18 protein-coding genes, 1 pseudogene and 2 riboswitches are annotated in these 22,700 nt (G+C 70.1%); of the genes and pseudogenes, 11 read left to right on the top strand and 8 right to left on the bottom strand.

The window, feature by feature from the left end:
- Window positions 1-1,321 precede the first annotated feature (1,321 nt).
- Window positions 1,322-2,208: pseudogene (locus tag ABZ810_RS29440) on the top strand (IS5 family transposase).
- Window positions 2,209-2,468: 260 nt separating this feature from the next.
- On the opposite strand, the gene ABZ810_RS29435 reads toward ABZ810_RS29440, so the two are convergent.
- A complete protein-coding gene (locus tag ABZ810_RS29435; RefSeq protein WP_358408860.1) occupies window positions 2,469-3,758 on the bottom strand; it encodes a DUF222 domain-containing protein in 1,290 nt (429 codons plus the stop codon).
- A gap of 789 nt (window positions 3,759-4,547) precedes the next feature.
- Between ABZ810_RS29435 and ABZ810_RS29430 the strand changes: the two genes are divergently transcribed.
- Window positions 4,548-4,697: a hypothetical protein gene (locus ABZ810_RS29430; RefSeq protein WP_358408858.1), complete on the top strand. Its 150-nt coding sequence runs from the start codon at window positions 4,548-4,550 to the stop codon at window positions 4,695-4,697.
- A gap of 165 nt (window positions 4,698-4,862) precedes the next feature.
- On the opposite strand, the gene ABZ810_RS29425 is transcribed toward ABZ810_RS29430, so the two are convergent.
- The 3 genes from ABZ810_RS29425 to ABZ810_RS29415 are packed head-to-tail and all read right to left on the bottom strand — an operon-like array spanning window position 4,863 to window position 7,766.
- The gene (locus ABZ810_RS29425) at window positions 4,863-5,150 is read right to left on the bottom strand and encodes an Lrp/AsnC ligand binding domain-containing protein (RefSeq protein WP_358408856.1); all 288 of its coding nucleotides are present in this window, start codon (window positions 5,148-5,150) and stop codon (window positions 4,863-4,865) included.
- 33 nt (window positions 5,151-5,183) lie between these two features.
- Window positions 5,184-5,933 carry a rhomboid family intramembrane serine protease gene (locus tag ABZ810_RS29420; RefSeq protein ID WP_358408853.1) on the bottom strand — a complete coding sequence of 250 codons (750 nt, stop codon included), beginning with the start codon at window positions 5,931-5,933 and terminating at the stop codon, window positions 5,184-5,186.
- Between the two features lie 42 nt (window positions 5,934-5,975).
- A complete protein-coding gene (locus ABZ810_RS29415; protein WP_358408850.1) occupies window positions 5,976-7,766 on the bottom strand; it encodes a DEDD exonuclease domain-containing protein in 1,791 nt (596 codons plus the stop codon).
- 277 nt (window positions 7,767-8,043) lie between these two features.
- Between ABZ810_RS29415 and ABZ810_RS29410 the strand changes: the two genes are divergently transcribed.
- From ABZ810_RS29410 to ABZ810_RS29380, 7 genes are all read left to right on the top strand, one after another.
- The gene (locus ABZ810_RS29410) at window positions 8,044-9,312 is read left to right on the top strand and encodes an NYN domain-containing protein (protein WP_358408848.1); all 1,269 of its coding nucleotides are present in this window, start codon (window positions 8,044-8,046) and stop codon (window positions 9,310-9,312) included.
- Window positions 9,313-9,718: 406 nt separating this feature from the next.
- Window positions 9,719-9,910 (top strand): hypothetical protein, encoded by a 192-nt coding sequence (locus ABZ810_RS29405; RefSeq protein ID WP_358408846.1) that lies wholly within the window; start codon window positions 9,719-9,721, stop codon window positions 9,908-9,910.
- Window positions 9,911-10,078: 168 nt separating this feature from the next.
- Window positions 10,079-11,065 (top strand): NlpC/P60 family protein, encoded by a 987-nt coding sequence (locus tag ABZ810_RS29400; protein ID WP_358408844.1) that lies wholly within the window; start codon window positions 10,079-10,081, stop codon window positions 11,063-11,065.
- A gap of 404 nt (window positions 11,066-11,469) precedes the next feature.
- Window positions 11,470-11,659: riboswitch (cyclic di-AMP (ydaO/yuaA leader) on the top strand.
- Between the two features lie 23 nt (window positions 11,660-11,682).
- Window positions 11,683-12,213, top strand: a complete 531-nt coding sequence (locus ABZ810_RS29395; protein ID WP_358408843.1) for a C40 family peptidase — start codon at window positions 11,683-11,685, stop codon at window positions 12,211-12,213.
- 106 nt (window positions 12,214-12,319) lie between these two features.
- A riboswitch (cyclic di-AMP (ydaO/yuaA leader) is annotated at window positions 12,320-12,494 on the top strand.
- A 10-nt stretch (window positions 12,495-12,504) separates the two neighbouring features.
- The gene (locus tag ABZ810_RS29390; protein ID WP_358408840.1) at window positions 12,505-13,293 is read left to right on the top strand and encodes a CHAP domain-containing protein; all 789 of its coding nucleotides are present in this window, start codon (window positions 12,505-12,507) and stop codon (window positions 13,291-13,293) included.
- Window positions 13,294-13,345: 52 nt separating this feature from the next.
- Window positions 13,346-14,641, top strand: coding sequence for a hypothetical protein (locus tag ABZ810_RS29385; RefSeq protein WP_358408838.1), 1,296 nt, complete (start codon window positions 13,346-13,348; stop codon window positions 14,639-14,641).
- A 635-nt stretch (window positions 14,642-15,276) separates the two neighbouring features.
- The gene (locus ABZ810_RS29380; protein ID WP_358408837.1) at window positions 15,277-16,560 is read left to right on the top strand and encodes a M48 family metallopeptidase; all 1,284 of its coding nucleotides are present in this window, start codon (window positions 15,277-15,279) and stop codon (window positions 16,558-16,560) included.
- A gap of 64 nt (window positions 16,561-16,624) precedes the next feature.
- Here ABZ810_RS29380 and ABZ810_RS29375 read toward each other — a convergent pair whose 3' ends face one another.
- From ABZ810_RS29375 to coxB, 4 genes are all read right to left on the bottom strand, one after another.
- Window positions 16,625-17,968 carry an Ig-like domain-containing protein gene (locus tag ABZ810_RS29375; RefSeq protein WP_358409088.1) on the bottom strand — a complete coding sequence of 448 codons (1,344 nt, stop codon included), beginning with the start codon at window positions 17,966-17,968 and terminating at the stop codon, window positions 16,625-16,627.
- 131 nt (window positions 17,969-18,099) lie between these two features.
- The gene (locus tag ABZ810_RS29370) at window positions 18,100-18,510 is read right to left on the bottom strand and encodes a cytochrome c oxidase subunit 4 (protein WP_358408835.1); all 411 of its coding nucleotides are present in this window, start codon (window positions 18,508-18,510) and stop codon (window positions 18,100-18,102) included.
- A 3-nt stretch (window positions 18,511-18,513) separates the two neighbouring features.
- Window positions 18,514-20,112, bottom strand: coding sequence for a cytochrome c oxidase subunit I (gene ctaD / locus ABZ810_RS29365; RefSeq protein ID WP_358409086.1), 1,599 nt, complete (start codon window positions 20,110-20,112; stop codon window positions 18,514-18,516).
- Window positions 20,113-20,186: 74 nt separating this feature from the next.
- A complete protein-coding gene (coxB, locus tag ABZ810_RS29360; RefSeq protein WP_358408833.1) occupies window positions 20,187-20,978 on the bottom strand; it encodes a cytochrome c oxidase subunit II in 792 nt (263 codons plus the stop codon).
- A gap of 167 nt (window positions 20,979-21,145) precedes the next feature.
- Here coxB and ABZ810_RS29355 point away from each other — a divergent pair, with 167 nt between their 5' ends.
- Window positions 21,146-22,291 carry a cysteine desulfurase family protein gene (locus ABZ810_RS29355; RefSeq protein WP_358408830.1) on the top strand — a complete coding sequence of 382 codons (1,146 nt, stop codon included), beginning with the start codon at window positions 21,146-21,148 and terminating at the stop codon, window positions 22,289-22,291.
- A 130-nt stretch (window positions 22,292-22,421) separates the two neighbouring features.
- Window positions 22,422-22,673 carry a sulfurtransferase TusA family protein gene (locus ABZ810_RS29350; protein WP_358409085.1) on the top strand — a complete coding sequence of 84 codons (252 nt, stop codon included), beginning with the start codon at window positions 22,422-22,424 and terminating at the stop codon, window positions 22,671-22,673.
- Window positions 22,674-22,700: the final 27 nt, after the last annotated feature.

Raw genomic sequence — 22,700 nt, 5'->3', positions numbered from 1 at the left:
TGAGAGTCGAGTGGAAGCGGTCGTCCCCCTGGTTGGTGTGGTCGTCGGTCTGCGGCTGGGGCGGTGCTGGGGTTCGAGCTTGGCGGCGACGAACGAAGCGGGTGGACGGCCAGGTATCGCCGATCGGCTGAAGGTCTCCGGGTGGCTGGCGTTCAAGCTGAAGGCATGGCCGCGCTTCCCCCGGGGGACGTGTCGGTGCGGGTACGGCGGTCAGATCAGGTCCGTTGGAGGCGGGGGTTGAGCGCAATCGGTCGCCCCTTTAGCCGGTGTAGTCATCCGACTGCGGGCAGGGGCGGTGCTGGAGTTCGAGCTTGGCGGCGACGAACGAAATGAGTGAACGGCCGGGCATAGCCGGTCAACTGAAGGTCTCCGGTGGCTGACGTTCACGCCGAAGGGCTTAGCCGCGCTTCGCACGGGATGTGCCGGTGCGGGTGCCGCGATCAGATCAGGTCCGCTGAGCGCGAGGGCTGAGTGGGAGCGGTCGCCCCTTTGGCCGGTGTAGTCGTCCGTCTGCGGCTGGGGCGGCGCTGAGGCTCGAACTTGGCAACGACGAACGAAGGGAGCGGATAGCGGGGATGGCGGCTTAGGTGAAGGCTTTCGGGTGGCTAGCGTTCAAGCTGAAGGGCATTGCCGCGCTTCGCACGGGGAGTGTGTCGGTGCGGGCGCGGCGGTCAGATCAGGTCCGCTGGGGGGCGAGGGTTGAGCGGGGCGGTTGCCCCTCTGGCCGGTGTGGTCGTCCGGCTGTCGGCTGGGGCGGTGCTGGGGCTCGAGCTTGGCGGCGACCGAACGGAGTGAGCGGACGGCGAGTATGGCCGTTAGTTGAAGGTCCCCGGTAGCTGGCGTTCACGCTGACAAGCGATGCTGCCCTCCGCGCGGGGTGTGCGTCCGGTGCAGGGGCGGCGGTCACTTCAGGTTGGCTCGGGTGGGGGTTAGGCGGGGCCGGTCGCCCCTTTGGCCGGCGTAGCCGTCCGGCTGCGGGCAAGGCCGGCCCTGGGGCTCGAACTTGGCAGCAACGAACAAAGGGGAGTGGACAGCGGGCATGCCCTGTTAGGTGAAGGCTTTTGGGTAGCTGGCGTTCACACTGAAGCGCATTGCCGCGCTTCGCACGGGATGTGCCGGTGCAGGCGCGGCGGTCAGATCAGGTCCGTTGGAGGCGAGGGTTGAGCGGGGGGCGGTTGCCCCTCTGGCCGATGTGGTCGTCCGGCTGTCGGCTGGGGCGGTGCTGGGGTTCGGACCTGGTGGCGGCAGGCGAAGGGTGCGGGGTTAGCGCCTGTTTCGGAAGTGGATCATCAGAGTGATCTGCTTCTGGGATGATCTTGGGATGAGTAGTGGTGATCTGACCGCCGCGCAGTGGGCGGTGCTGGGGCCGCTGCTGCCGATGGGCAACAAGCCGGAACGGCCTCCGACGTGGTCCAAGCGGCAGCTCGTTGATGGGATCCGGTGGCGGACTCGGACCGGTGCACCGTGGCGGGACGTGCCTGAGCGGTATGACAGGCAAGTGGGAGACGGTGTACGGGTTGTTCCGCCGTTGGCAGCGGGATGGGACCTGGGCGCAGATCCTGGCCGAGTTGCAGACCCGAGCTGATGTCGAGGGGCTGATCACCGGGGAGGCGAACGTGGACTCCACATCATGCGGGCGCATCAGCATGCGGCCGGTGCCCGCAAAAGGGGATCTGCAGAAGAGTCACCCGGCGGCGTAGTCCGCGAACCAGATGATCATGCTCTGGGGGTGGTCGAGGGGTGGGTTGTCGACCAAGCTGCACCTGGCCTGGGAGCAGGGCCCGAACCGTTGTCGCTGGTCATCACCGCCGGACAGCGCGGTGATGTACCCCAGTTCGAGGTGGTGATGGCCGGCATCCGCGTCGCGCGTCCGGGCGGCGGCCGTCCCCGCACCCGGCCGGACCGGGTGCGGGCCGACAAGGCATATTCCTCTCGCGCGATCCGCGCGCATCTGCGGCGGCGGGGTATTGCCTGCACCATCCGCGAGCCGGCCGACCAGACCGGGCACCGGCTGCGGCGCGGCAGCCGCGCGGCAGCCGCGGTGGCCGTCCACCACTGTTCGACCGCGACGACTACCGCAGCCGCCACGCCGTCGAGTGCGGCATCACCCGGTTCAAGCGCCACCGGGCCATGGCGACCGGGTACGACAAGCTGGCAGCACGTTACGAGGCCACGCTCCTGGTTGTAGCGATCAACGAGTGGCTGTGACCGCCTTGAAACAGGCCCTACTAGGTGGGGGTGGGCGTGACGGTAGTTGGGGGTTCAGGCCGGGAGGCTGGCTGCTGTTCGCCGGGAGTCACTTGAGTGGGTGTGGTGGGTTGTATCTGTTGAACGGGGAGGTGGTGGCCGCTGGTGTCAGCGTGATCCCTTGCGGCGGCGCTGGAAGGGGCAGGTGGTCGTAGGCGCGCCTGTAGGCCCGGTGATGTGGTGGTCGCCGGACCGTGGGCTGGTTGCGGGGGTGGGATAAGTCAGGCTGCGAGGTGGTGGTCGTCCCACGGGTTGCCGCTGTCACCTGGGTCGGGTGATCGTCCGGTGGGCCATCTGCCCCGTCTGGAGCGTGTGATCCCGTCGGGTGGCAGCGCCCGGTAGACGTACCGCCCGTGCCGGTCTTTGGTGATCTTCATCTGTGCCGGGTGGGTGTGCTTCCAGCGGTTGTGCCAGCCGCAGCACAGGGCGAGTTTGTTGATGTCGGTGGGGCTGTTTCCCAGTGCCCATCCGTCAACATGGTCGACTTCGCAGAGGAAGCCGGGGACTTCGCAGCCGTGGACGGCGCAGGTGTCGTATTGGGTTTCCAGGACGCGGCGTTGGCCTGGGCTGGCGATGCGGGTGGTGTGGCCCAGGTAGAGCGGCACGTTCCCCGGCCCCAGGAGCAGGGGTGAGATTCCGGCGGTGAGCGCCAGGCGCCGCACCTGCTCGGCCGGGATGGGGGTGCCGTCACGCAACCAACCGGGCGCGTCCTCGCCCATCAGCGTTTCGAGGTTGGCGATGACGGTGACCCGGGTGTCTTTGTGGCCCTGTGACAGCACGGTGGTCAACGCGGCTGCCGTCCGCTCGCCCAAGTCACGCCGGTCGTCGCTGCCGGCTGGTTTGGCCAGGTGGCCGAGGGTGCCGTCCAGGATCGCGGTGTCTTCGGGATTGAGCCACCCGTTCACATACGACCCACCATCCAGCGACCGGCTCAACGTCAGCCACGACCGTTCATAGCCGCGCTTGACGTCTTCGGGGACTTTCTCGGTGCCGTTCTGCTCGGCCACCAGATCGTGGATCTTGCGGCCCAACCGGGCGACCTTGCCCGCCGACAGCCCGTCGCTGGCGGCGTTCAACAGAATGTCCTCGGCCGCCGCGCAGTCCTCATCGTTCAACCGCTGCACGGCGTCGGCGACCGTAGCCGCATAACCGAGCGACAGGTCACCGCTGCCCAGGTCCTTACTCACCCGCTCCAGACGCGGCAACTGCCGGGCCAGAGTGATGCGCTCCTTGGCGCGGCCTTCCCGCATCCCCAGACGGCAGCGCAGCCACGCCTGGGTGGACGGCAGCCCCCAGTTTTTCATTTCACCGGTGCGGTCCACTACTGCGATCATCGCGGCCAATGCGGATTCACCCTGGTCGAACGCACGCGCCAAACCTTCGGCCAGCTCCATGCAGGCGGCACCGGAGTCGGGTGCGGGCCTCTGAGTGAGTTGGGTGGCGATCGCGGCTACCGCTTCCACCAATTCTGCAGTGGAAGCGGTCTCTAGATCCGCGACGATCGAACGCATGTCTTGATTATATCGACGGTGACGGATTGCAATTATCTGATTACGGACATTTCGATTGGCCGCAGGTGGCCATCAATTCTTCGGGCGCAAATAGGTCGCGGCGGGCGGCACCGTTGGGTGGTTGACCAGGCCGCGGCGGCGGCACCTTTCCGGTGGTTGACCAGGCCGCGGCGGGCGACACCTTTGGATGGTTGATCGTCCAACAGTCGGTGCGCGACCCGGCACGGGTGAGTCAGAGTCTCAACCGGGTTGCCGCTGGTGGACGGCTGAGCGGAGCCGAACTGATCCACCGCGCACAAGCCTCCGCCTCTCCAAGCGTTGCTGTCACATTGACCGGGGTCCCAGAAACCCGAGGATGCGATGAGGCGGAGGCGGCGCTGCCGCCTAAGGTTGCGCCGACAACCCGCGCTTCGCGCGGCCCAGAAGTTCGAACATCAGCGATCAGCAACACCCGCACAATGGCAGGAAAGCACGACCGGCCGCCTACTTTCTTGTCGATGCCAAGTTTGAACAGCAGACCGCGCTCACCCGCACACGGGCAAGGCGAATGAGCCAACGGGGTGGCCATAGCCGCCGCCCCCGAAGGGGCTAATGATCTAGCCGAAGAATGTGCCGACCCGCAGCGAGCCATCAAGGCCCAAACGCCCGCCACCTTCTTGTCGCCGCCGAGCTTGAACAGAAGGCTCACTGACGCCGCACCCGGGCGGACAGCTGGGCCAAAGGGGTGACCGAACCCGCTATCCCGAAAGGCTAATGTCCCGAAGGGCTAATGAGCTAAGCGTAGAAGCCTTGACTCGCAGCGAGAAACAATCCCCGCCACCCGCCGCCTTTCTCGTCACCAACTGGGACGACGAACTCAAGGCGATCACCGCCGGGCGGGCCGTCATCGCCACCGCGGCCGAGACCACGCGGTTCTACCCCAGATCCAACCTGGTCTGAGGTTCCGGTGCGCGACGCCCCGCCTTGCCGGTGGGCCTTCGCCTGGCGCACCGACGACCACAACCCGCTGATCCGCGCCCTCACCGCGCCCTCACCGCGGGCGTCGACAGCAGGCGTCGACAGCGGCAACGACGACCGCCTGAAACAGGTCGCTCGGGACCCGCGTCAGTCGGAGTCGGGGAGGCCCAGGGAGAAGGCGGCGTCGAGGTCGTGCTTGGAGTAGGTCTCGAAGGCGATGTGGGTCTCGGTCTCACGGATGCCGGGGATCTTGTTGAGACGGCCCGGGATCACGTCGTTGAACTCCTCGTGGCGGTGCACGCGGACCATCGCGATCAGGTCGTACTTGCCGGTGATCGAGTAGACCTCGCTGACACCGTCGAGGGCGGCGATCGTCTCGGCCACCTCGCGGATGCGCGCGACTTCGGTCTTGACCAGCACGATCGCGGTATGCACGGCACTACTCCCCTTCGAGCGACTGGCCCGAGCCTATCCCCTGGACAGCGCCGCGATACGCCGGGCGGGGCCGGCCCGCCGGGCCAGGACGGCGAAGAGCACCCCGGCCACGAAGCCGTAGATGTGCGCGACGTACGCCACGTTGCTCTCCTCGTCGCCCAGGGACAGCCACTGGAGGACGAACCAGTAGCCCAGGACCACCCACACGGGCAGCCTGATCACGATGATCGGGGGCACGAAGCTGACCACGCGGCCGCGCGGGTTGAGGATCAGGTAGGCGCCCAGGACCCCGGCGATCGCGCCGGACGCGCCGATGAGGGGCACGGTCGAGTCGGGCGAGGTGTAGGCGAACCCGTAGACGGCGACCAGCCCGAAGAACAGGTAGCTGAACAGGTAGCGCAACCGGCCGAGGCGGTCTTCGACGCCCATGCCGATCACGAAGAGCGCCACCAGGTTGCCGAGCAGGTGCAGGGCGCCCGAGTGCAGGAACATCGACGAGAACGCCGAGAGCCACGGGGTCTTGTCGAACTCGGCCTGGCCGCATCGGCGGGCGATGGACGGCGGGACGGGCTGCTGCTCACCCGTGGTGAGCTCCTTGGGGATCGCGCCGTGCTCGAGGGTGAACTCGACCGCGTTGCAGCGGCGGGTGTCGCCCTCGCCGTACCAGGTGGCGAAGTTGGCCATCGGGGTGATCAGGAAGACGATCACGTTGGCCGCGACCAGGAGATAGGTCACCCAGGGCACGCGCCGTGCGGGCTGGCTGTCATAGAGAGGCAGCGCCACCCTCGCCCATCCTCTCGGCTTGCCCTGGTATTTCCGGTCTGCTCACCTTAGTGGGCGTCCGGCCCCGCGGTCTCGCGGCTCCGTTTCGACGTAGGCGTTGTCGATCCATCGCCGTACGCTCTCGGCTCCGTGGGCGGGGCAGCTCCACTCGCCGTCGACCTCGGCCAGCCGGGCGCCGGGCGAGTCGAGCCAGCGCAGCACGCACTCCATCTCCTCGGCGGTGGCGCTGCCGGACGGGCCCGGGCCGGGGAACACCGTCTCGGCGGTCGCGACGAGCGCGTCGAGGTAGGGCCGCGGGTGGGCGCGCGGCGGGATCGTTCCAGCGGCGGCGAGCCTGCCGTGCCGGACCACGGCCAGCTCCCAGCCCCCGTCGAACGCCGGGCGGGCGGCCACGAGCTGGGTGAGGCGGGCCAGGGCCGTGAGGCGCTGGCCCCGCGCAGCAGCCCGCACGAACGCGGCCAGCCGGTCGCGCTGGGCCGCGGCCTCCTCATAGCGCAGCCCGACGGTGAGGCGGTCGATGCGCACCTGAGCGGCCGCGACCACGGGCCGCACGTCCCCCTTCATGATCGAACGGGCCGACGCGGCGTGCAGCTCGTAGGCCTCGGCGGGCTCCCGGCCCTCACACGGCGCCCCGCACCGGCCGATCTCGCCCAGCAGGCAGCTGCGCGCGCCGCCGCGTTCGATCAGGCGGGGCGTGAGCCGCTGGGTGCACTGCCGGAGGGGCACGGCCTCGTGCAGCGCGGCCTGCGCCTCCTCGGCCTGCCGTTTGGACGCCAGCGGGCCCAGGTAGACCGCGCCGTCGTCCTTGCACTCGCGGACGATCGACAACCGGGGGAACGGCTCGACGGTCAGCTTGAGCCACATGGCGCGTTCGGGGAACTTGGAGCGGCGGTTGTAGCGGGGCTTGTGCTGGGCGATCAGCCGCAGCTCGCGCACCTCCGCCTCCAGCCCGGTGGCACAGACGATCGTCCGGACCTTGTCGGCGAGACCGACCATCTCGCGCACCCGGTGGCGCGTCTCGGAGCCGGTGAAGTAGCTGCGGACCCGCGTGCGCAGGTCGGTGCTCTTGCCCACGTAGAGCACCTCGCCGCGGTCGTCCTCGAAGAGGTAGACGCCGGGGGCGTTGGGCACGTCGTCGGCCAGGTAGCGCTTGCGGCGCTGCTCGGGCGTCGGCGCCTTGGCGAACGACTTGAGCTCCTCCAGCGAGGTGACGCTGAACGAGCCGAGCCGTTCGATCAGGCCGTGCAGCACGTCGACGGTGGCGCGGGCGTCGGCGAGGGCGCGGTGGATCGGCTCGGTGCCGGACCGGAAGAAGCGGGCCAGCGTGGCGAGCTTGCAGTTGGGCACCTCGTCCTTGGTCAGCACCCGGCGGGCGAGGTCGACGGTGTCGATCACGGTGAACGCGGGCCACGCGTACCCCTGCCGGGCGCAGGCGACCTTGAGGAAGCCGATGTCGAACGAGGCGTTGTGGGCGACCAGCACGCAGCCGCGGGCGAACTCCAGGAACGCCGGGAGCACCCGCTCGATCCGGGGCGCGGCGTAGACCATCTGCTGGGTGATGCCGGTGAGCGCGGTGATGAACGGCGGGATCTCGCCGCCCGGGTCGACCAGGGTGCCGAAGTCGCCCAGCTCCACTCCCCCGCGTACCTTGACCGCACCGATCTCGGTGATCGCCGACTCGGACGGGGAGCCCCCGGTCGTCTCGAGGTCGACGACCACGAACGTGACGTCGGCGAGGGGGGTGCCGAGATCGTCCAGGGTGCCCTGGACGCCCTCGGCGCCCGGGCCTCCTGCGGATCGGTCGCGGCTGGCGGGGCGGGCCGGGTGGGTCATGACCGCGACCGTAGAGGTGGCCACTGACAGTTCACGGAGCGCTAGGGTTGAATCACGGGCCGGGGGCGACCCGTACCGGCGCCGAGCAGGCCGCCGGTTTCCGCGTACTCGTGCCGTTTTTCCGTGTGTTCGTGCTGGTTAAGGCGCCCGGCGCGCGGAAATACTCAGCGCACGGCGGTGCACCAGGCCTGGGAGGAGCAGGATCATCGACAGCGGCCCCGGAGCGGACGGCGAGGAACGCCTGCCCGGCTCCCTGCCCGAGGCGGTGCGCCAAGGCGTGGTGGAGGTCGCCGCCGATCTGATCGGGTCCCTGCCCGCCACCGAGGTCCCGCTGCCCCTGCGCCGCTTCGCCCAGTTCGAGCGCCGCAAGCGCGCCAAGCTCGCCGGGCAGCACATCGCCGCCCTGCTGGAGAAGGACTCCGGGTTCCGCGGCCGGGTCGCCGAGCATCTGCGCGAGTCCGAGCCCGAGCTGGCCGGCGTGGTCGAGGACGGCCAGGTGCCGCCCGCCGCCGATCCGGTCCGGGTCGCCGTCGTCGGCTACCTGCTGCGCCCGGCCGGCTGGACGGCCCTGGTCGCCGCCGCCCGCGCCGAGCTGGAACGCTCCGCGAGCATCTCCGAGAGCGAGGCGGCCGAACGCAAGATCGCCGCGCTGCGGGACGAGCTGTCGGCCGCCCGCTCCGCCCGTTCGGCCGAGCTCGACAAGCTCCGCGGCGAGCTGCGCGACAGCAAGGCCGAGGTCGCCGAGCTGCGCCGCAAGCTGCACGAGGCGCGGTCCAGGGCCAAGGCCGCCGAAGACCGCGCCGGCGCCGTGGAGGCCCGCACCGAGCGCGAGCTGGCGACGGCGCGCGACACCACCGCCGCCGCCGAGAAGGAGGTGCGCAAGCTGCGCGCCCGCACCGCCCAGGCCGAGGCCACCGCCGAGCATGCCCGCCGGGCCGCCCGCGAGGGCCGCAACGTCGAGGACATCCGCCTGCGGATGTTGCTCGACACGCTGGTGGACGCCGCGCAGGGCGTCCGGCGCGAGCTGGCCCTCCCCACCACGATCGACCGGCCCGCGGACGCGGTCGCCGGGGCCGAGCCCGACAAGCTGGCGCACCGCAACCTGCCCGGCCGCGCCCTCTCCGACGACGACCCCCAGCTGCTCGACCGCCTGCTCACGCTGCCGCAGGTGCACCTGATCATCGACGGCTACAACGTCACCAAGACCGGCTACGGCGAGCTGCCGCTGGCCGACCAGCGCAGCCGGCTGCTGTCCGGGCTCGGCGGCCTGGCCGCGCAGACCCGCGCCGAGGTCACCTGCGTGTTCGACGGGGCCGACCTGGACGCCCCGGTCCTGATCGCCGCGCCGCGCGGCGTCCGGGTGATGTTCAGCCAGCCGGGCCAGACCGCCGACGAGCTGATCGGCGAGCTGGTCCGCGTCGAGCCCACCGGCCGGGCCGTGGTGGTCGTCTCCTCCGACCGCGAGGTCGCCGACGCCGCCCGCCGCTCCGGCGCCCGCCCCGCGGTGTCCGCCCTCCTCCTCCGCCGCCTCTCCCGCTCCTCCTGACCCCGCTCCCGCCGCCTTCCTGGCTCCGCCCTCCTCGCGCTCCCTTCCTCGCGCCGCCCTCCTGGCGCCGCCTTCCTCACGCCGCCCTCCTCACGCCGCCCTCCTCGCGCCGCCCTCCTGGCGCCGCCCTCCTCACGCCGCCCTCCTCGCCCTGGTCTGCTCGCCCTGGTCTGCTCGCGCTGGCCTGCTCGCCCTGGTCTGCTCGCCCTGGTCTGCTCGCGCTGGTCTTGACCGTCTTGCGCGGCTGCCCGAGTTCGCCCGCCGCCGGCGCTGACCATGCGGTTTCTGGGCTCTGACCAGGGAGCACGTCGTTCTGTCACACCTGGGTCGTACTGTCCGTCACGAAGGCAGCACGACCCGATGTGCACGACCCGATGTGTCAGACCCCGAGTGTGAGGAGGACGGCATGCTGATCGAGTGCGAGGGGTGCCAGGTGCGCGGCACCGGATGCGGCGACTGTGTGGTGACCACCCTGCTGGCGGCGCCGACGGAGGGTGTGGTCGATCTCGACGTGGGCGAACGGCGGGCCCTGCAGGTGCTGGCCGATCTCGACATGGTCCCGCCGCTGCGGCTGACCCCGGGCGAGCGCGCATCGTGACCGGCGAGCGCACACCGTGAGTTCGGGACGCGGATCGTGATCTGATCGTCACGGAATGGGGTAAAAGCTGGGCGAGCTTGATGAATACTGACGATTCGGTTGTGACTGGTGTGCCCCCTCGCTAATGTCAGCCGCTGATATAGGCGGACGAGAGGGGCATATCCGACCGTGGCCAGTGATCGCAGCTCCCGGCGGCTGATGGCGACAGCCTGCCTCGCCGCGACGACCACCATGGTGTTGCCCATGGCGTCGGCGCACGCTGAGCCCAAGCCCACCGCGGCCCAGGTCCAGAAGAAGCTCAACAAGCTCAACGAGCAGGTTGAGGATCTGGTCGAGAAGTACAACCAGGTCGGCGAGGATCTCAAGATCGCCAAGAAGAAGCTCCAGGCCAAGCAGCGTGCCGCCAAGGACGAGGAACTCGCGTTCGAGACCCTCCGCGGCAAGATCGCTCAGATGGCCGCCACCGCCTACAAGAACGGCGAGACCGGCGACGTCGCGGGCTTCATCGGCAGCGATGACCCGCAGGCCGTTCTCGACCAGTCGGCGGTCTTCACGCACCTGTCCCGCAACCGCAACTCCGAGGTGACCCAGTTCCTGACCGCCGCACAGCGGGTGCAGCGGGAGAAGGCCCAGGCCCAGCGCGCCTACGACGACGCCGCGGGCAAGGCCAAGGAGCTCAAGGACCAGAAGGCCAAGGTCGAGAAGTCGATCGCGGCCCAAAAGCGGGCGCTCGCCAAGTTCGGCATCAAGACCCAGAAGTCCGGCGGCGGCGCCATCGGCGGCACCTACAACGGCCCCGCCAGCGGCTCGGCCCGCACGGCGCTCGACTTCGCCTACAGCAAGCTCGGCACGCCGTACCAGTACGGCGGCACCGGCCCCCGCTACGACTGCTCCGGCCTGACCATGCGGGCCTGGGAGGCCGCCGGGGTCAGCATCACCCGGACGACCAACTCGCAGTGGGCCGCCACCAAGCGCGTCGCCAAGAGCGACCTGCAGCCCGGCGACCTGGTCTTCTTCCGCAGCCTGGGCCACGTCGGCCTGTACGTGGGCAACGGCCAGATGATCCACTCGCCGAGCACCGGCAAGAGCGTCCAGGTCGTCAGCATCACCTCCGGCTACTACCTGTCGAACTACTACGGCGCCGGACGGCCGTGACGCTCGACACTTCGCGCCCCTAGCCCGGGCGCACCAGAGAACGGACCAGGTCTGACCTGGTCCGTTCTTTACTTTGCGACCGATTTGCTTTCGGTTGACCCTTTGATACTTTGTGGCGACCCGCGGCGCTCACCAGGCGTCGCGTCCCCCCGCTCGACACCGTCCAGGTGCCGAGGCCGGTGCGACGCCCTCCACGCGCCGCACCCGACCGGCCGGCTCAGCCGTACCGTGCGCACGCTCAGGCGTGCATGGCGCCGAACGAGCGCGTCACGACGGCTTTCCATCGAGTCCGGGCCGACGGCGGTTCCCCTGTCTTGGGGCCGCCCCATCACACAACATCAGCGCCGCGCTTTCGCACGCGGGACACAGGGTCCCGCGCACGGGCCCCATCGCGCCCCAGGATCGCCGCGGCAGCGCCGAGTCCGCCATCGCGCGGAGCCGGGGACCCACTCTCGCGGCCCGTCCCTCTTCGACGGGCCCCGAACGGGGTGAATCGGCGCGCCCTCCTTCGATCCCCTCGAACCGGGCGCACCGTAGGGCAACTTCCACGCCCGAACCCGTCAGCTAACCCGGTAGGCGTCTGGAAGAAGGAGACTCCCCTGTCCAGCAACGCTGTCATGTCCCGTCGCGTCCGCTTCGGCGGTCTCGTGGTCGCCACCGCGGTGGCCACCCCCCTTCTCGCGACGGGACCCGCCCCCTCCGCCGAGGCGGCCACCAAGGCCGTTCCGGTGGCCAAGGTCGTCAAGCAGGCCAAGCACAAGACCTGGGCCGAGCGCCAGAAGCTCGCCCAGAAGGCCCTGAAGTACGCGTTCAAGAAGAAGGGCAAGCCGTACCGCTACGGCGCGGCCGGTCCTCACGCCTTCGACTGCTCCGGTCTCGTGCAGTGGTCGTACCGCAAGGCCGGGGTCAAGCTGCCCCGCGTCACCACCGCCCAGTACCGCGCGGTCAAGAACAAGGTGTCCTGGAAGAAGCTCGCCCCCGGCGATCTGGTCTTCTTCAACGGCAAGGGCCACGTGGGCATCGTGTCCAAGCGCAAGGGCAACAAGATCTGGATGATCCACGCCCCCAACAGCCGCAGCCACGTGAAGGTCGTCAAGCTCGACAGCTACCGCAAGAAGACCTTCTCCGGCGCGGTCCGTCCCTACTGAGCCACGTCTTCTACCGAGCCACATCCCTCCCTCACCGGGCGCGGCCGTTCCCTCCCCCCGTGAACGGCCGCGCCCGATCCCCTCAGAAATCTTGAACGGCCGTTTCGGACGGCCACCGCCGAGTCCGCGCACGCGCGGAGCCGGGGACCCACCATGCCTCCGCCCCGACCAGGGGCCCGGCTGAGCAGTCCCTTGGGGTGAATCGGCCTGCGCGCAGGCCGTAGGGCAGCTTCCACGCCCGAACCCGTCAGCTAACCCGGTAGGCGGCATGGAAGCCAAGGAGATCCCCTCGTGCCAGGCAAGCACCGCAAGCCCAGCCCACTCAAGATCACCCTGCGTACCACCGGCGGCCTCGTCGCGGGCGCCGCCGTCATCGGGACGGCGACCGTCACCGCGCAGGCCGCGGTCGGCGCCGCGCCCGCCGGGTCGGCCGCCGCCAAAGCCCCGGCCGCCGCCGCGGCCGTCCAGCCGGGCGCCCCCAAGAAGAAGTCCCACGACGTACCCGAGAAGCTCTCCGGCGACGCGGGCCGGGCGAGCACCGCGCCGTCCGCCGCCGGAGCGTCCAAGGCGCCGGTGAAGACCGAGCCGAAGAAGCCGACCGCCGACGACGCGATCAAGCTCGCCAAGTCCCAGGTGGGCATCTCCGAGGACGAGAACGGCGAGACCAAGTTCAACGAGTGGTACATGGGCACCGACCGCGCCAAGGAGACGCTCGAACGCGACGGCGGCGACCTGGAGGGCTACAGCGACGCCCAGTGGTGCGACATGTTCGTGTCCTGGATCGGCGAGGAGCTCGGGTTCGGCCACGGCATGGGCAGCGACGCCTGGACGGTCGAGCACGCCAAGTGGTTCGAGGAGCAGGACCGCTGGGGCACCGAGCCCAGGCCCGGGGCCATCGTCTTCTTCGACTGGGGCGGTTCCAAGGACATCGACGACATCGTGCACGTCGGCATGGTGGTCAAGGACAACGGCGACGGCACCGTGCAGACCGTCGAGGGCAACACCTCGAACGCCGTCAAGATCCGCGAACGGCCGGCCGGCCAGATCGTCGGCTACGGCTACCCCGACTACGCGAAGTGACCCCGGCGTGACCTGGGCGCGGGCATCCCGGCCCGGTCAATAGGATCGCCGCATGGAACAGGAGCGGCCCGTCGAGAGGCCGGACGAGAGACCCGATGAGCCCGGTGGCGTGTCACGCCGCCGGGCCGTCGCGTTGATCGGCCTCGGCACCGCCGCCTGCGTCGCCGCCGCCGGTGCCGCCCTGGCCGGCGCGGGCGGTGACGACCCGCCTCCGGCGACCGCCGCGGCCGCCACGCCGTCGGAGCCGCCGGACGCCGGCGCGGTCGAGGCCGTCCTGGCCAACCGCGCGGCGGCCGTGCGGGAGCATGATCGGGTCCGGTTCCTCGCCACGGTCGCCTCGGCGCCCGCCGCGTACCAGGAGGCCCAGGCGGCGGTCTACGACAACCTGGCCAGGCTGCCGCTCGGCTCGTGGCGCGAACGCTTCGAGGCGATCGAGCCCGCGACCGCGTCCGGCGCCCCCGCGGTCCGGGTGAGCCTGCGGTACCGGCTGCACGGGTTCGACCGCGGCGAGGTCGCGCGCACCCGCTACCTCACGTTCGCGCGACGGTCCGGCACCTGGGTGATCGTCGGCGACGCCGCCGCCCGCGGCCTGCGCGACGACGTGGAGATGTGGGACGGCGGGCCGCTGACCGTCCGGCGCGGGCGCGGCGGCCTGGTCATCGGCGACGCCCGCGGTCTCGACGAGATCGCGCGGCGGCTGGACGCGGCCGTGCCGGTCGTCACCGGCGTGGTCGGCACCGGCTGGGCCCGGCGCGCGGTCGTGCTCGTCCCCTCCGACCCGGCCCAGGCGTCGGCGCTGGCCGGCGACGACCGGGAGCTCAAGGAGATCGCCGCCCTGGCCGCGGTGGCCCCCGCGGCCGGCGGCGGCCGTGGCGAGGACCGCGTGATCGTCTCGCCCGGCACGTTCGGGCGGCTGAACGACCTCGGCAAGAGCGTCGTGCTCACCCACGAGGTGACCCATGTCGCCACCGGCGGAGCCCAGGACGGCCGGACGCCCGTCTGGCTCATCGAGGGCTTCGCCGACTACGTCGGCTACCGCAAGGCCAAGGTGAGCGTACGGTCGGCCGCCCGCGAGCTGCGCCGCGAGGTCACCGGCGGCCGGACGCCCGCCCGCCTGCCCGCCGCGGACGCCTTCTCCGGCACCGCCCCGCGGCTCTCCCAGGCCTACCAGGAGGCGTGGCTCGCCTGCCGCATGATCGCCGACCGGTACGGTGAACCGGCGCTCGTACGGCTCTACCGGGCCGCCGCGCGCGGCGGCGAGGAGGCCGCCCTGCGCGAGGTGCTGGGCGTCACCCCGCCCCGGTTCACCGCCATGTGGCGCGACTACCTGCACGAGGAGCTGCGTTGACCCACCCCGCCCAGCCTCAGCCGGAGAAGTCACCGGCTGAGCCCGCAGCCCAGCCCGCAGACCACGCCGCAGACCACGCCGCCAAGCCTGAAGAACCACCGGCCGAGCGCACCGAGTCACCGGCCACGCCGACAGACCGCGTCGCCGAACCTGAAGACCAACCGACCAAGGCCATGGACCGCCCCACCGAGCCCGCCGAGACACCAGCCCAAGCCGCAGACCACGCCACCGAACCTGAAGAACCACCGGTTGCGGCAGGGGAACACCCGACCAAGGCGGTCAACCACGCCGCCAAGCCTGAAGAACCACCGGCCGAGCGCGCCGAGTCACCGGCCACGCCGACTGATCGCGTCGCCGAGCCTGAAGAACGACCGACCGAGGCCGTGGACCGCCCCACCGAGCCCGCCGAGACACCAACCCAGGCCGCAGACCACGCCACCGAACCTGAAGAACCACCGGTTGCGGCAGGGGAACACCCGGCCGAGGCGGTGGACCATGCCGCTGAGGTCGCTGATCGTCATGTTGAGACCGGCGACAGGTCGGGCGAGGCCGGTGAGACGTCCGGTGGGAGGGGTGAGGCGTCGGGTGGGGGCGGCGGGGTGTTGGGTGGGGTGGCGGGGATGCGGCGGGCTCGGGTGGCTGCTGCTGTCAGCGCCGGGGTGTTGTTCGGGGCGGTCGGGGTGATCTTGGGGTTGACCACGCCGTGGGAGCCGCTGCCGGGGAAGGTCCCTGGTGGCTCGGTGGCGCCCGATCCGGCGCTGGACTTCACGGCCGCGGAGATCGCGCGGTCCCGGGCGTTCGACGACGCGCTCACGCCTCCCGCCTACGCGGGCCTGGTGACCGGGCTGGCGGTCGTCCTGATCCTGGGCCTGACGCCGCTGGGCTCGCGGCTGATCGGCTGGGCCACCGCGCGGGTGCCTCGCCGCCCGCTGCGGGTGATCGCGGCGGCCCTGCTGCTGACCACGGTGGTACGGGTCGCGGGGCTGCCGTTCGACATCTGGGGCGAGTCGATCCTGCGCCGGTACGGGCTGTCGACCCAGACCTGGGGGTCGTGGCTGGTCGACCAGGCCAAGTCGCTCGGCGTCACCTGGGTGATCTGGTCGCTCGTGCTGGTCCTACTCTTCGCGCTGCTGCGGCGTTTCCCGCGCTACTGGTGGACGGGCGCCGCCGCGGGTGCGTTCGCCCTGGTCATCGGCGTCTCGTTCATCTACCCCATCGTCGTCGAGCCGGTCTTCAACACGTTCCGCTCGCTGCCGGCGGGGCAGCTGCGCACCGACCTGCTGGCGATGGCCGAACGCGACGGGGTGCCGGTCGAGGACGTGCTCGTCGCCGACGCCTCGCGGCGCACGACCGCGCTCAACGCCTACGTCTCGGGCTTCGGCTCCACCCGGCGCATCGTCGTGTACGACACGCTGCTCAAGTCGACCCCGCCCAAGCGCATCGAGTCGATCGTGGCGCACGAGCTGGGGCACGCCAAGAGCAGGGACGTTCTGTACGGGACGCTGGTGGGCGCGCTGGGCGTCGCCGGGGCGGTGTGCCTGCTCCAGCTCGCGCTGACCTCCCCGGCCCTGCGCCGCCGCGCGGCGGCGGGAGAAGGCCTGGCCGACCCGCGGTCGGTGGCGCTGCTGCTGGCGCTCATCACGGTGTCCACCCAGCTGAGCGCCCCCGTGCAGAACCTGGTCAGCCGCAGGATCGAGGCCCGCGCCGACGCGCACGCCCTGGACCTGACCCGGGACCCGGAGACGTTCGTGACGATGCAGCACGAGCTGTCGGTTCGCAACATCTCCGACCTCGGCCCGGACGTCCTGGAGTACGTCCTGTGGCTCACCCATCCGTCGGGGCCCGACCGCATCGCGATGGCCCGCGACTGGGCGCGCATGCACGGCGTTCCCGAGCCGCGCCCCCTCACCCGCCGCTGACTCCGGAACGCGGAAGGGCGGCCACCGCGCCGTGCGGTGACCGCCCTTCCGGCGTTCGCGGTGATCAGCCTGCCTGCGGGCGGTTGCCGCCGGGGCTGGGCGAGGTCGACGGGCCGCCGTCGGGCACCGGGCCGCCGGTCTTGGCGGGCGCCTTCGGAGCGGTGGGAGCCGCCGCGGCCGCCTGCACGGGGCTGCTGCCCTGCGGGCCGACCATCAGCGACTGCTTCAGCGCGCTGCCCTTCACCCAGTCGTCGTAGTCGAGCTGCCAGAAGCCCCAGCCGTTCTCCGGCTCCAGCTCCCGCGCGGTACCGGTGATCCTCACCGGGTCGCCGCGGTAGACCAGGTCGTAGAACCACCGGGCGTTGCTCGGGCTCACGTTGACGCAGCCGTGGCTGACGTTGCTGTTGCCCTGCGAGCCGACCGACCACGGGGCGCTGTGCACGTACTCGCCGCTGTCGGAGATGCGCACGGCCGAGTAGACCGTCTGGCGGTAGTAGCCGGCGCAGCCCGGGCCGCAGCCGACCGTGGAGGAGTCCATGATGACCGGGCTGGCCTTCTCCATGGTCAGGTGGTCGCCGTTGGTGGTGATGTACTTGTAGGCGCCGCCCATGCCCATGCTGACCGGGATGTCGCGCCTCTTCTTGCCGTTGACGCGGACCTGCATCTGGTGCGAGTTCTCGCTGGCCTTGATGATGTGCTCGTCACCGACGCGGAAGTCGATCCGCTGGTTGTCGGTGCCGTACACCCCGTTGGCGAAGCGCACCCCGCTGAGGTGGGCGCGCAGGCTCACGTTGGTGTGGCGCGGCCAGTACTTCTTGGTCCGGAACACCACCCGCTGGTCGTTGAACCAGTGCCAGGTGCCCTCCACCGGCTTGGACGAACGCACCTCGAGGGCCCGCTCGACGGCGGCCCGGTCGGAGACCTCCTTGTCGAAGCTCAGGATGATCGGCATCCCGACCCCGACGGTCTCCTTCGGCGACGGCGCGTCGACCGTGGTCTCCAGCGACCGCTTCACCTTGGCGGTGGCGAACTTGCTGGTCACGGTCTGGGTCTTGCCGTCCAGGCCGAGCGCCGTGACGGTGACCTTGTACTTGGTGGACGGGTCGAGCGTCCACCTCGAACGCCAGGTCTTCTTGTCGGCGCTGAGGCTGCCCTCGACGTCCTCGCCCTTGGTGCTGACGGTGACGTTCTCGATCGTCCCGTTCTGCGCCTGCACCCCGATCGTGCTGTCGGGCCGGAGCTGGCCCGTGCCGTCGCCCGGCGACAGCGCGAGCTTGACGGCCTCCTTGCCATCGGTGAGGCCGCTGTCCGAGCAGCCGGTCACGCCGGCCGCCATCGCCAGTCCGATCACCGCGGCGGTGGCACGTCGTCCGCGCCCCGCCTGTCCTGAGACGACGCCGACCTGCACCGTCAACCCCCCGGTCGTCACTGTGTGAACTTCAGTGTGTCCGTAACGTGATGAGACGGACGTCGACCATTATGAACAGGCCGGTGCCCGCCTAATCGCGAACACCGGCCTGCAGGGCGAATCTTTGCCGATCAGTGGGAGAAGTGCCCCCGGTAGTACTCGAAGACCAGACCGATCGTGGTCATGATGGTCGCCGCGGCGCCGAGGATCACCAGCCACCAGCCGAAGACCACGCCGAGCGTGACCATCGCGGCCGACAGCGCCAGGAACAGCGGCCACCAGCTGTGCGGGCTGAAGAAGCCCAGCTCGCCCGCCGCGTCGGCGATGTCGCCCTCGGGGTCGTCCTCGTAGAGGGGACCGCCGTTGGCGTTCTCCAGCCGCCGGATCGTGAAGTGGATGTAGAACCCGATCAGGCCGGCCAGGCCGACGGCCAGGGCCATCGCCGTGGTGCCGGTCCAGTCCTTGGACCACAGCCAGTAGACGACGTCGGTGACGAGGAAGAACAGCGCACACCCGTAGAACATGAACGCCTGAACGCGCATCGGCTACTCCTTCGATCCGGTGCCGTGACCGGCGAGCTCGGCCTTGGCGCCCACGTGCGGGTGGTGCAGGTCGAACGCGGGCCGCTCGGAGCGGATCTTCGGGATCGAGTTGAAGTTGTGCCGCGGCGGCGGGCAGGACGTCGCCCACTCGAGCGACTGGCCGTAGCCCCACGGGTCGTCGACGTCGACCTTCTTGCCCTTCTTCGCCGTGATGTAGACGTTGTAGAAGAAGGGCAGCAGCGAGATGCCGAGCAGGAACGAGAACGCGGTCGAGATCTGGTTCATCCCGGTGAACTCGCCGGCGTAGTCGGCGTACCGGCGCGGCATGCCCGCGGCGCCCAGCCAGTGCTGGATCAGGAAGGTGCCGTGGAAGCCGATGAAGAGCATCCAGAAGTGCACCTTGCCGAGCGTGTCGTTCAGCATCTTGCCGGTGAACTTGGGCCACCAGAAGTAGAAGCCGGCGAACATCGCGAACACGACCGTGCCGAAGACCACGTAGTGGAAGTGCGCCACCACGAAGTAGGAGTCCGACAGCTGGAAGTCCATCGGCGGCGAGGCCAGGATGACGCCGGTCAGGCCGCCGAACAGGAACGTCACCAGGAAGCCCAGCGACCAGAGCATCGGTGACTCGAACGTCAGTTGTCCTCGCCAGATGGTCCCGACCCAGTTGAAGAACTTCACCCCCGTGGGCACCGCGATCAGGAACGTCATGAACGAGAAGAACGGCAGGAGCACCTGGCCGGTCACGAACATGTGGTGCGCCCACACCGTGATGGACAGGCCCGCGATGGTGATCGTCGCGAACACCAGGCCGATGTAACCGAACACCGGCTTGCGGCTGAACACCGGGAGGATCTCCGTCACGATGCCGAAGAACGGCAAGGCGATGATGTAGACCTCCGGATGCCCGAAGAACCAGAAGAGGTGCTGCCAGAGCAACGCGCCGCCGTGGGCCGCGTCGAAGACGTGCGCGCCGAGCTTGCGGTCGGCCTCCAGCGCCAGCAGCGCGGCGGCCAGGACCGGGAACGCCAGCAGGACCAGGATCGAGGTCAGCAGGATGTTCCAGGTGAAGATCGGCATCCGGAACATCGTCATGCCCGGGGCCCGCATGCACAGGATCGTGGTGATGAAGTTGACCGCGCCCATGATGGTGCCGAAGCCCGACATCGCCAGGCCCATGACCCACATGTCGCCGCCGATGCCCGGCGAGCGCACCGCGTCCGACAGCGGCGCGTAGGCGAACCAGCCGAAGCTGGCGGCGCCGCCCGGCGTGAGGAAGCCGGCCAGCACGATCAGCGAGCCGAACAGGAACAGCCAGTAGGCCAGCATGTTCATGCGCGGGAACGCCACGTCGGGCGCGCCGATCTGCAGCGGCATGATGACGTTGGCGAAGCCGGCGAACAGCGGCGTCGCGAACATCAGCAGCATGATCGTGCCGTGCATGGTGAACAGCTGGTTGAACTGCTCGTTGCTCACCATCTGCAGGCCCGGCTTGTACAGCTCGGCCCGCATGAGCAGCGCCATCACGCCGCCGATCATGAACATCACGAACGACGTGATCAGGTACAGATAGCCGATCACCTTGTGGTCGGTGGACGACATCCAGTTGGCGATGAGCCGCCCCTTGGTCGTCCGCGACGCGGCGATCGGCGCGCTCGGCGCGTGACTCACCGTCGTCACTGGGCACCCCCCGCTGCCTTGGCCTTGGAATCGGCGATGAACTTGGCGTACTCCGCGGGAGACACGACCTTGAGCTGGAAGAGCATCCGGCTGTGGTCCACGCCGCAGAGCTCGGCGCAGCGGCCCTCGTAGAGGCCTTCCTTGCGCGCCGTGAACTCGAACTCGTTGGTGTAGCCCGGCATGACGTCCTTCTTGTAAAGGAGCGCCGGCACCCAGAACGAGTGGATGACGTCGTTGGCGTGCAGCCGCACGCGGACCTTCTGGCCGGACGGGATCGTCATGACCGGCTTGGCCCCCGAGGGGGCGTTGGGCGCGACCGGGACGCCGACCACGGAGGCGACGGTCTGCTCCTTGCCGCCGACCTTCTCCTTGTAGTCGAACTGCCAGCTCCACTGGAAGCCGGTGACGTCGACGACCACGGGCGGGTCGTCGCTCAGCTTCTCGACGTAGTTCTGGTCGCGCGCGGTGAAGTAGAAGAGCACCGCGATGATGACGAACGGGACCGCCGTATAGAGGATCTCGATCGGCATGTTGTAACGCACCTGCGGCGGCAGGTCATCGGAGCGCTTGCGGTGGAACAGGACCGCCCAGATGATCAGTCCCCAGACGACGACTCCCACGGCGAACGCCGCGATCCAGGAGCCCTGCCAGAGCTTCAGCATGCGCTCGGCCTGGTCACTGATCGGCTCGGGCATGCCCAGGCGGGCCACCTCACCGCTACAGGCGGTGGCGGTCATCGCCAGCAGCCCCAGCGCGGCGGCGCTCCTCAATGCACGGCGACCGCGCACAGGCGTGCGCCGCTCCCTAGAGCGGGTCGGACTCACGGAATGCCTTCCCCACGGATGAGAGCCCAGGGAACTCCCGGGCAGTGAGATCAGTTGTCACACGTTTTGGGGGACACATTAGCGCGCGGGTCACCCACACCCTCTGTTGGGTGCCCGGTTAGGGTTCTGGCGTGGCTAACCTCGCCTACTTCGACGCCGCGTCCAGTGAGCCCCTGCACCCGGCGGGGCGGGAGGCTCTGCTGAAGGCCCTGGAGGCCGGCTGGGCGGACCCCGCGCGCCTGTACGGCGTGGCGCGCACGACCCGGATGATGCTCGACCAGGCGCGTGCGCGTGTCGCCAAGGTACTGGGGGTACGGCCCGACGAGGTGTCCTTCGCCTCCTCCGGCACCCAGGCCGTTCACCTGGCCGTGCTCGGCTCGCTCCAGGCGCGCCGCCGCGTCGGCCGCCATCTGGTGGTGAGCGCGGTCGAGCACTCCAGCGTCCTGCACGCCGCGGCGCTGCACGAACGTGACGGCGGCAAGGTGACGATGGTGCCGGTCGACCGGGACGGCCGCGTCGACACGGCCGCGTTCCGGGCGGCGATCCGTCCCGACACGGCGCTGGCCTGCCTGCAGTCGGCCAACCACGAGGTCGGCACGGTGCAGCCGGTCGCGGAGGCCGCCGAGGCCTGCCGGGCCGCGCGGGTGCCGTTGTTCGTGGACGCCGCGCAGTCGGCGGGGCGGGCCGACGTTCCGGAGGGGTGGTCGCTGCTGGCGGCCAGCGCCCACAAGTGGGGCGGGCCGGCGGGCGTCGGGGTGCTGGTCATCCGCAAGAACACCCGCTGGCGGTCGCCGCTGCCCGACGACGAGCGTGAGGGCCGCCGGGTGCCCGGGTTCGAGAACGTGCCGGGCGCGGTCGCCGCCGCGGCGGCGCTGGAGGCCTACCGGGGCGAGATGGCGGCCGACGGTCCCCGCCTGTCGGCGCTCGTCGACCGGATCCGGGAACGTGTGCCGCGCACCATCACCGACGTCCAGGTGGTCGGCGACCCGGTCGGGAGGCTCCCGCATCTGGTCACCTTCTCGTGCCTCTACGTGGAGGGTGAGGCCCTTCTCACCGAACTCGACAGACTGGGATTCGCGGTTTCGTCGGGAAGTTCGTGTACGGCGGATACGCTGCGTCCGAGTCACGTCCTCGAGGCGATGGGAGTGATTACCCATGGCAACGTCCGGGTATCGCTGCCGCGTGGGACGAATTCGACCGATGTCGATCGTTTCCTCGCCGTTCTCCCCGAGGCCGTCACCCGGCTCCGCCGGACCGCCGGAGTGACGACCACATGATCGCCCTGAGCCCCACGACCATCTCCCACACCACCCCGACGAGAGGGAGGCGGGTGCGCCGATGAAGTTCCGAGGCCGTTCCAGGAGCGGCTCGCGGGACGGTGCCGACGGCGCCGCCCCTCCCCAGGCCGTGACCGAGCCGGCCGGGCCGCCGCCCGTGCTGGTCATCGACGCGCTGGGCCGCAAGTGCCCGATCCCGATCATCATGCTGGCCGAACGGCTGCGCGAGGTGCCGATCGGCGAGGTCATCGCGGTGCTCGCCGACGACGTGGCCGCCCGCACCGACGTCCCCGCCTGGTGCCGCATGAAGTCGCAGGACTTCGTGCGCGAGGAGACCCTCCCCCAAGGCGGCTGGGGCTTCCACATCCGCAGGACTTACTAGCTTTCACGGCCTCTGAGCTTTCACGGC

The organism is Spirillospora sp. NPDC047279, assembly GCF_040643285.1.
GTDB lineage: Bacteria > Actinomycetota > Actinomycetes > Streptosporangiales > Streptosporangiaceae > Spirillospora.
Note: the sequence above shows the minus strand (reverse complement) of the source record. Positions and strands in the feature narration are given on the sequence as shown.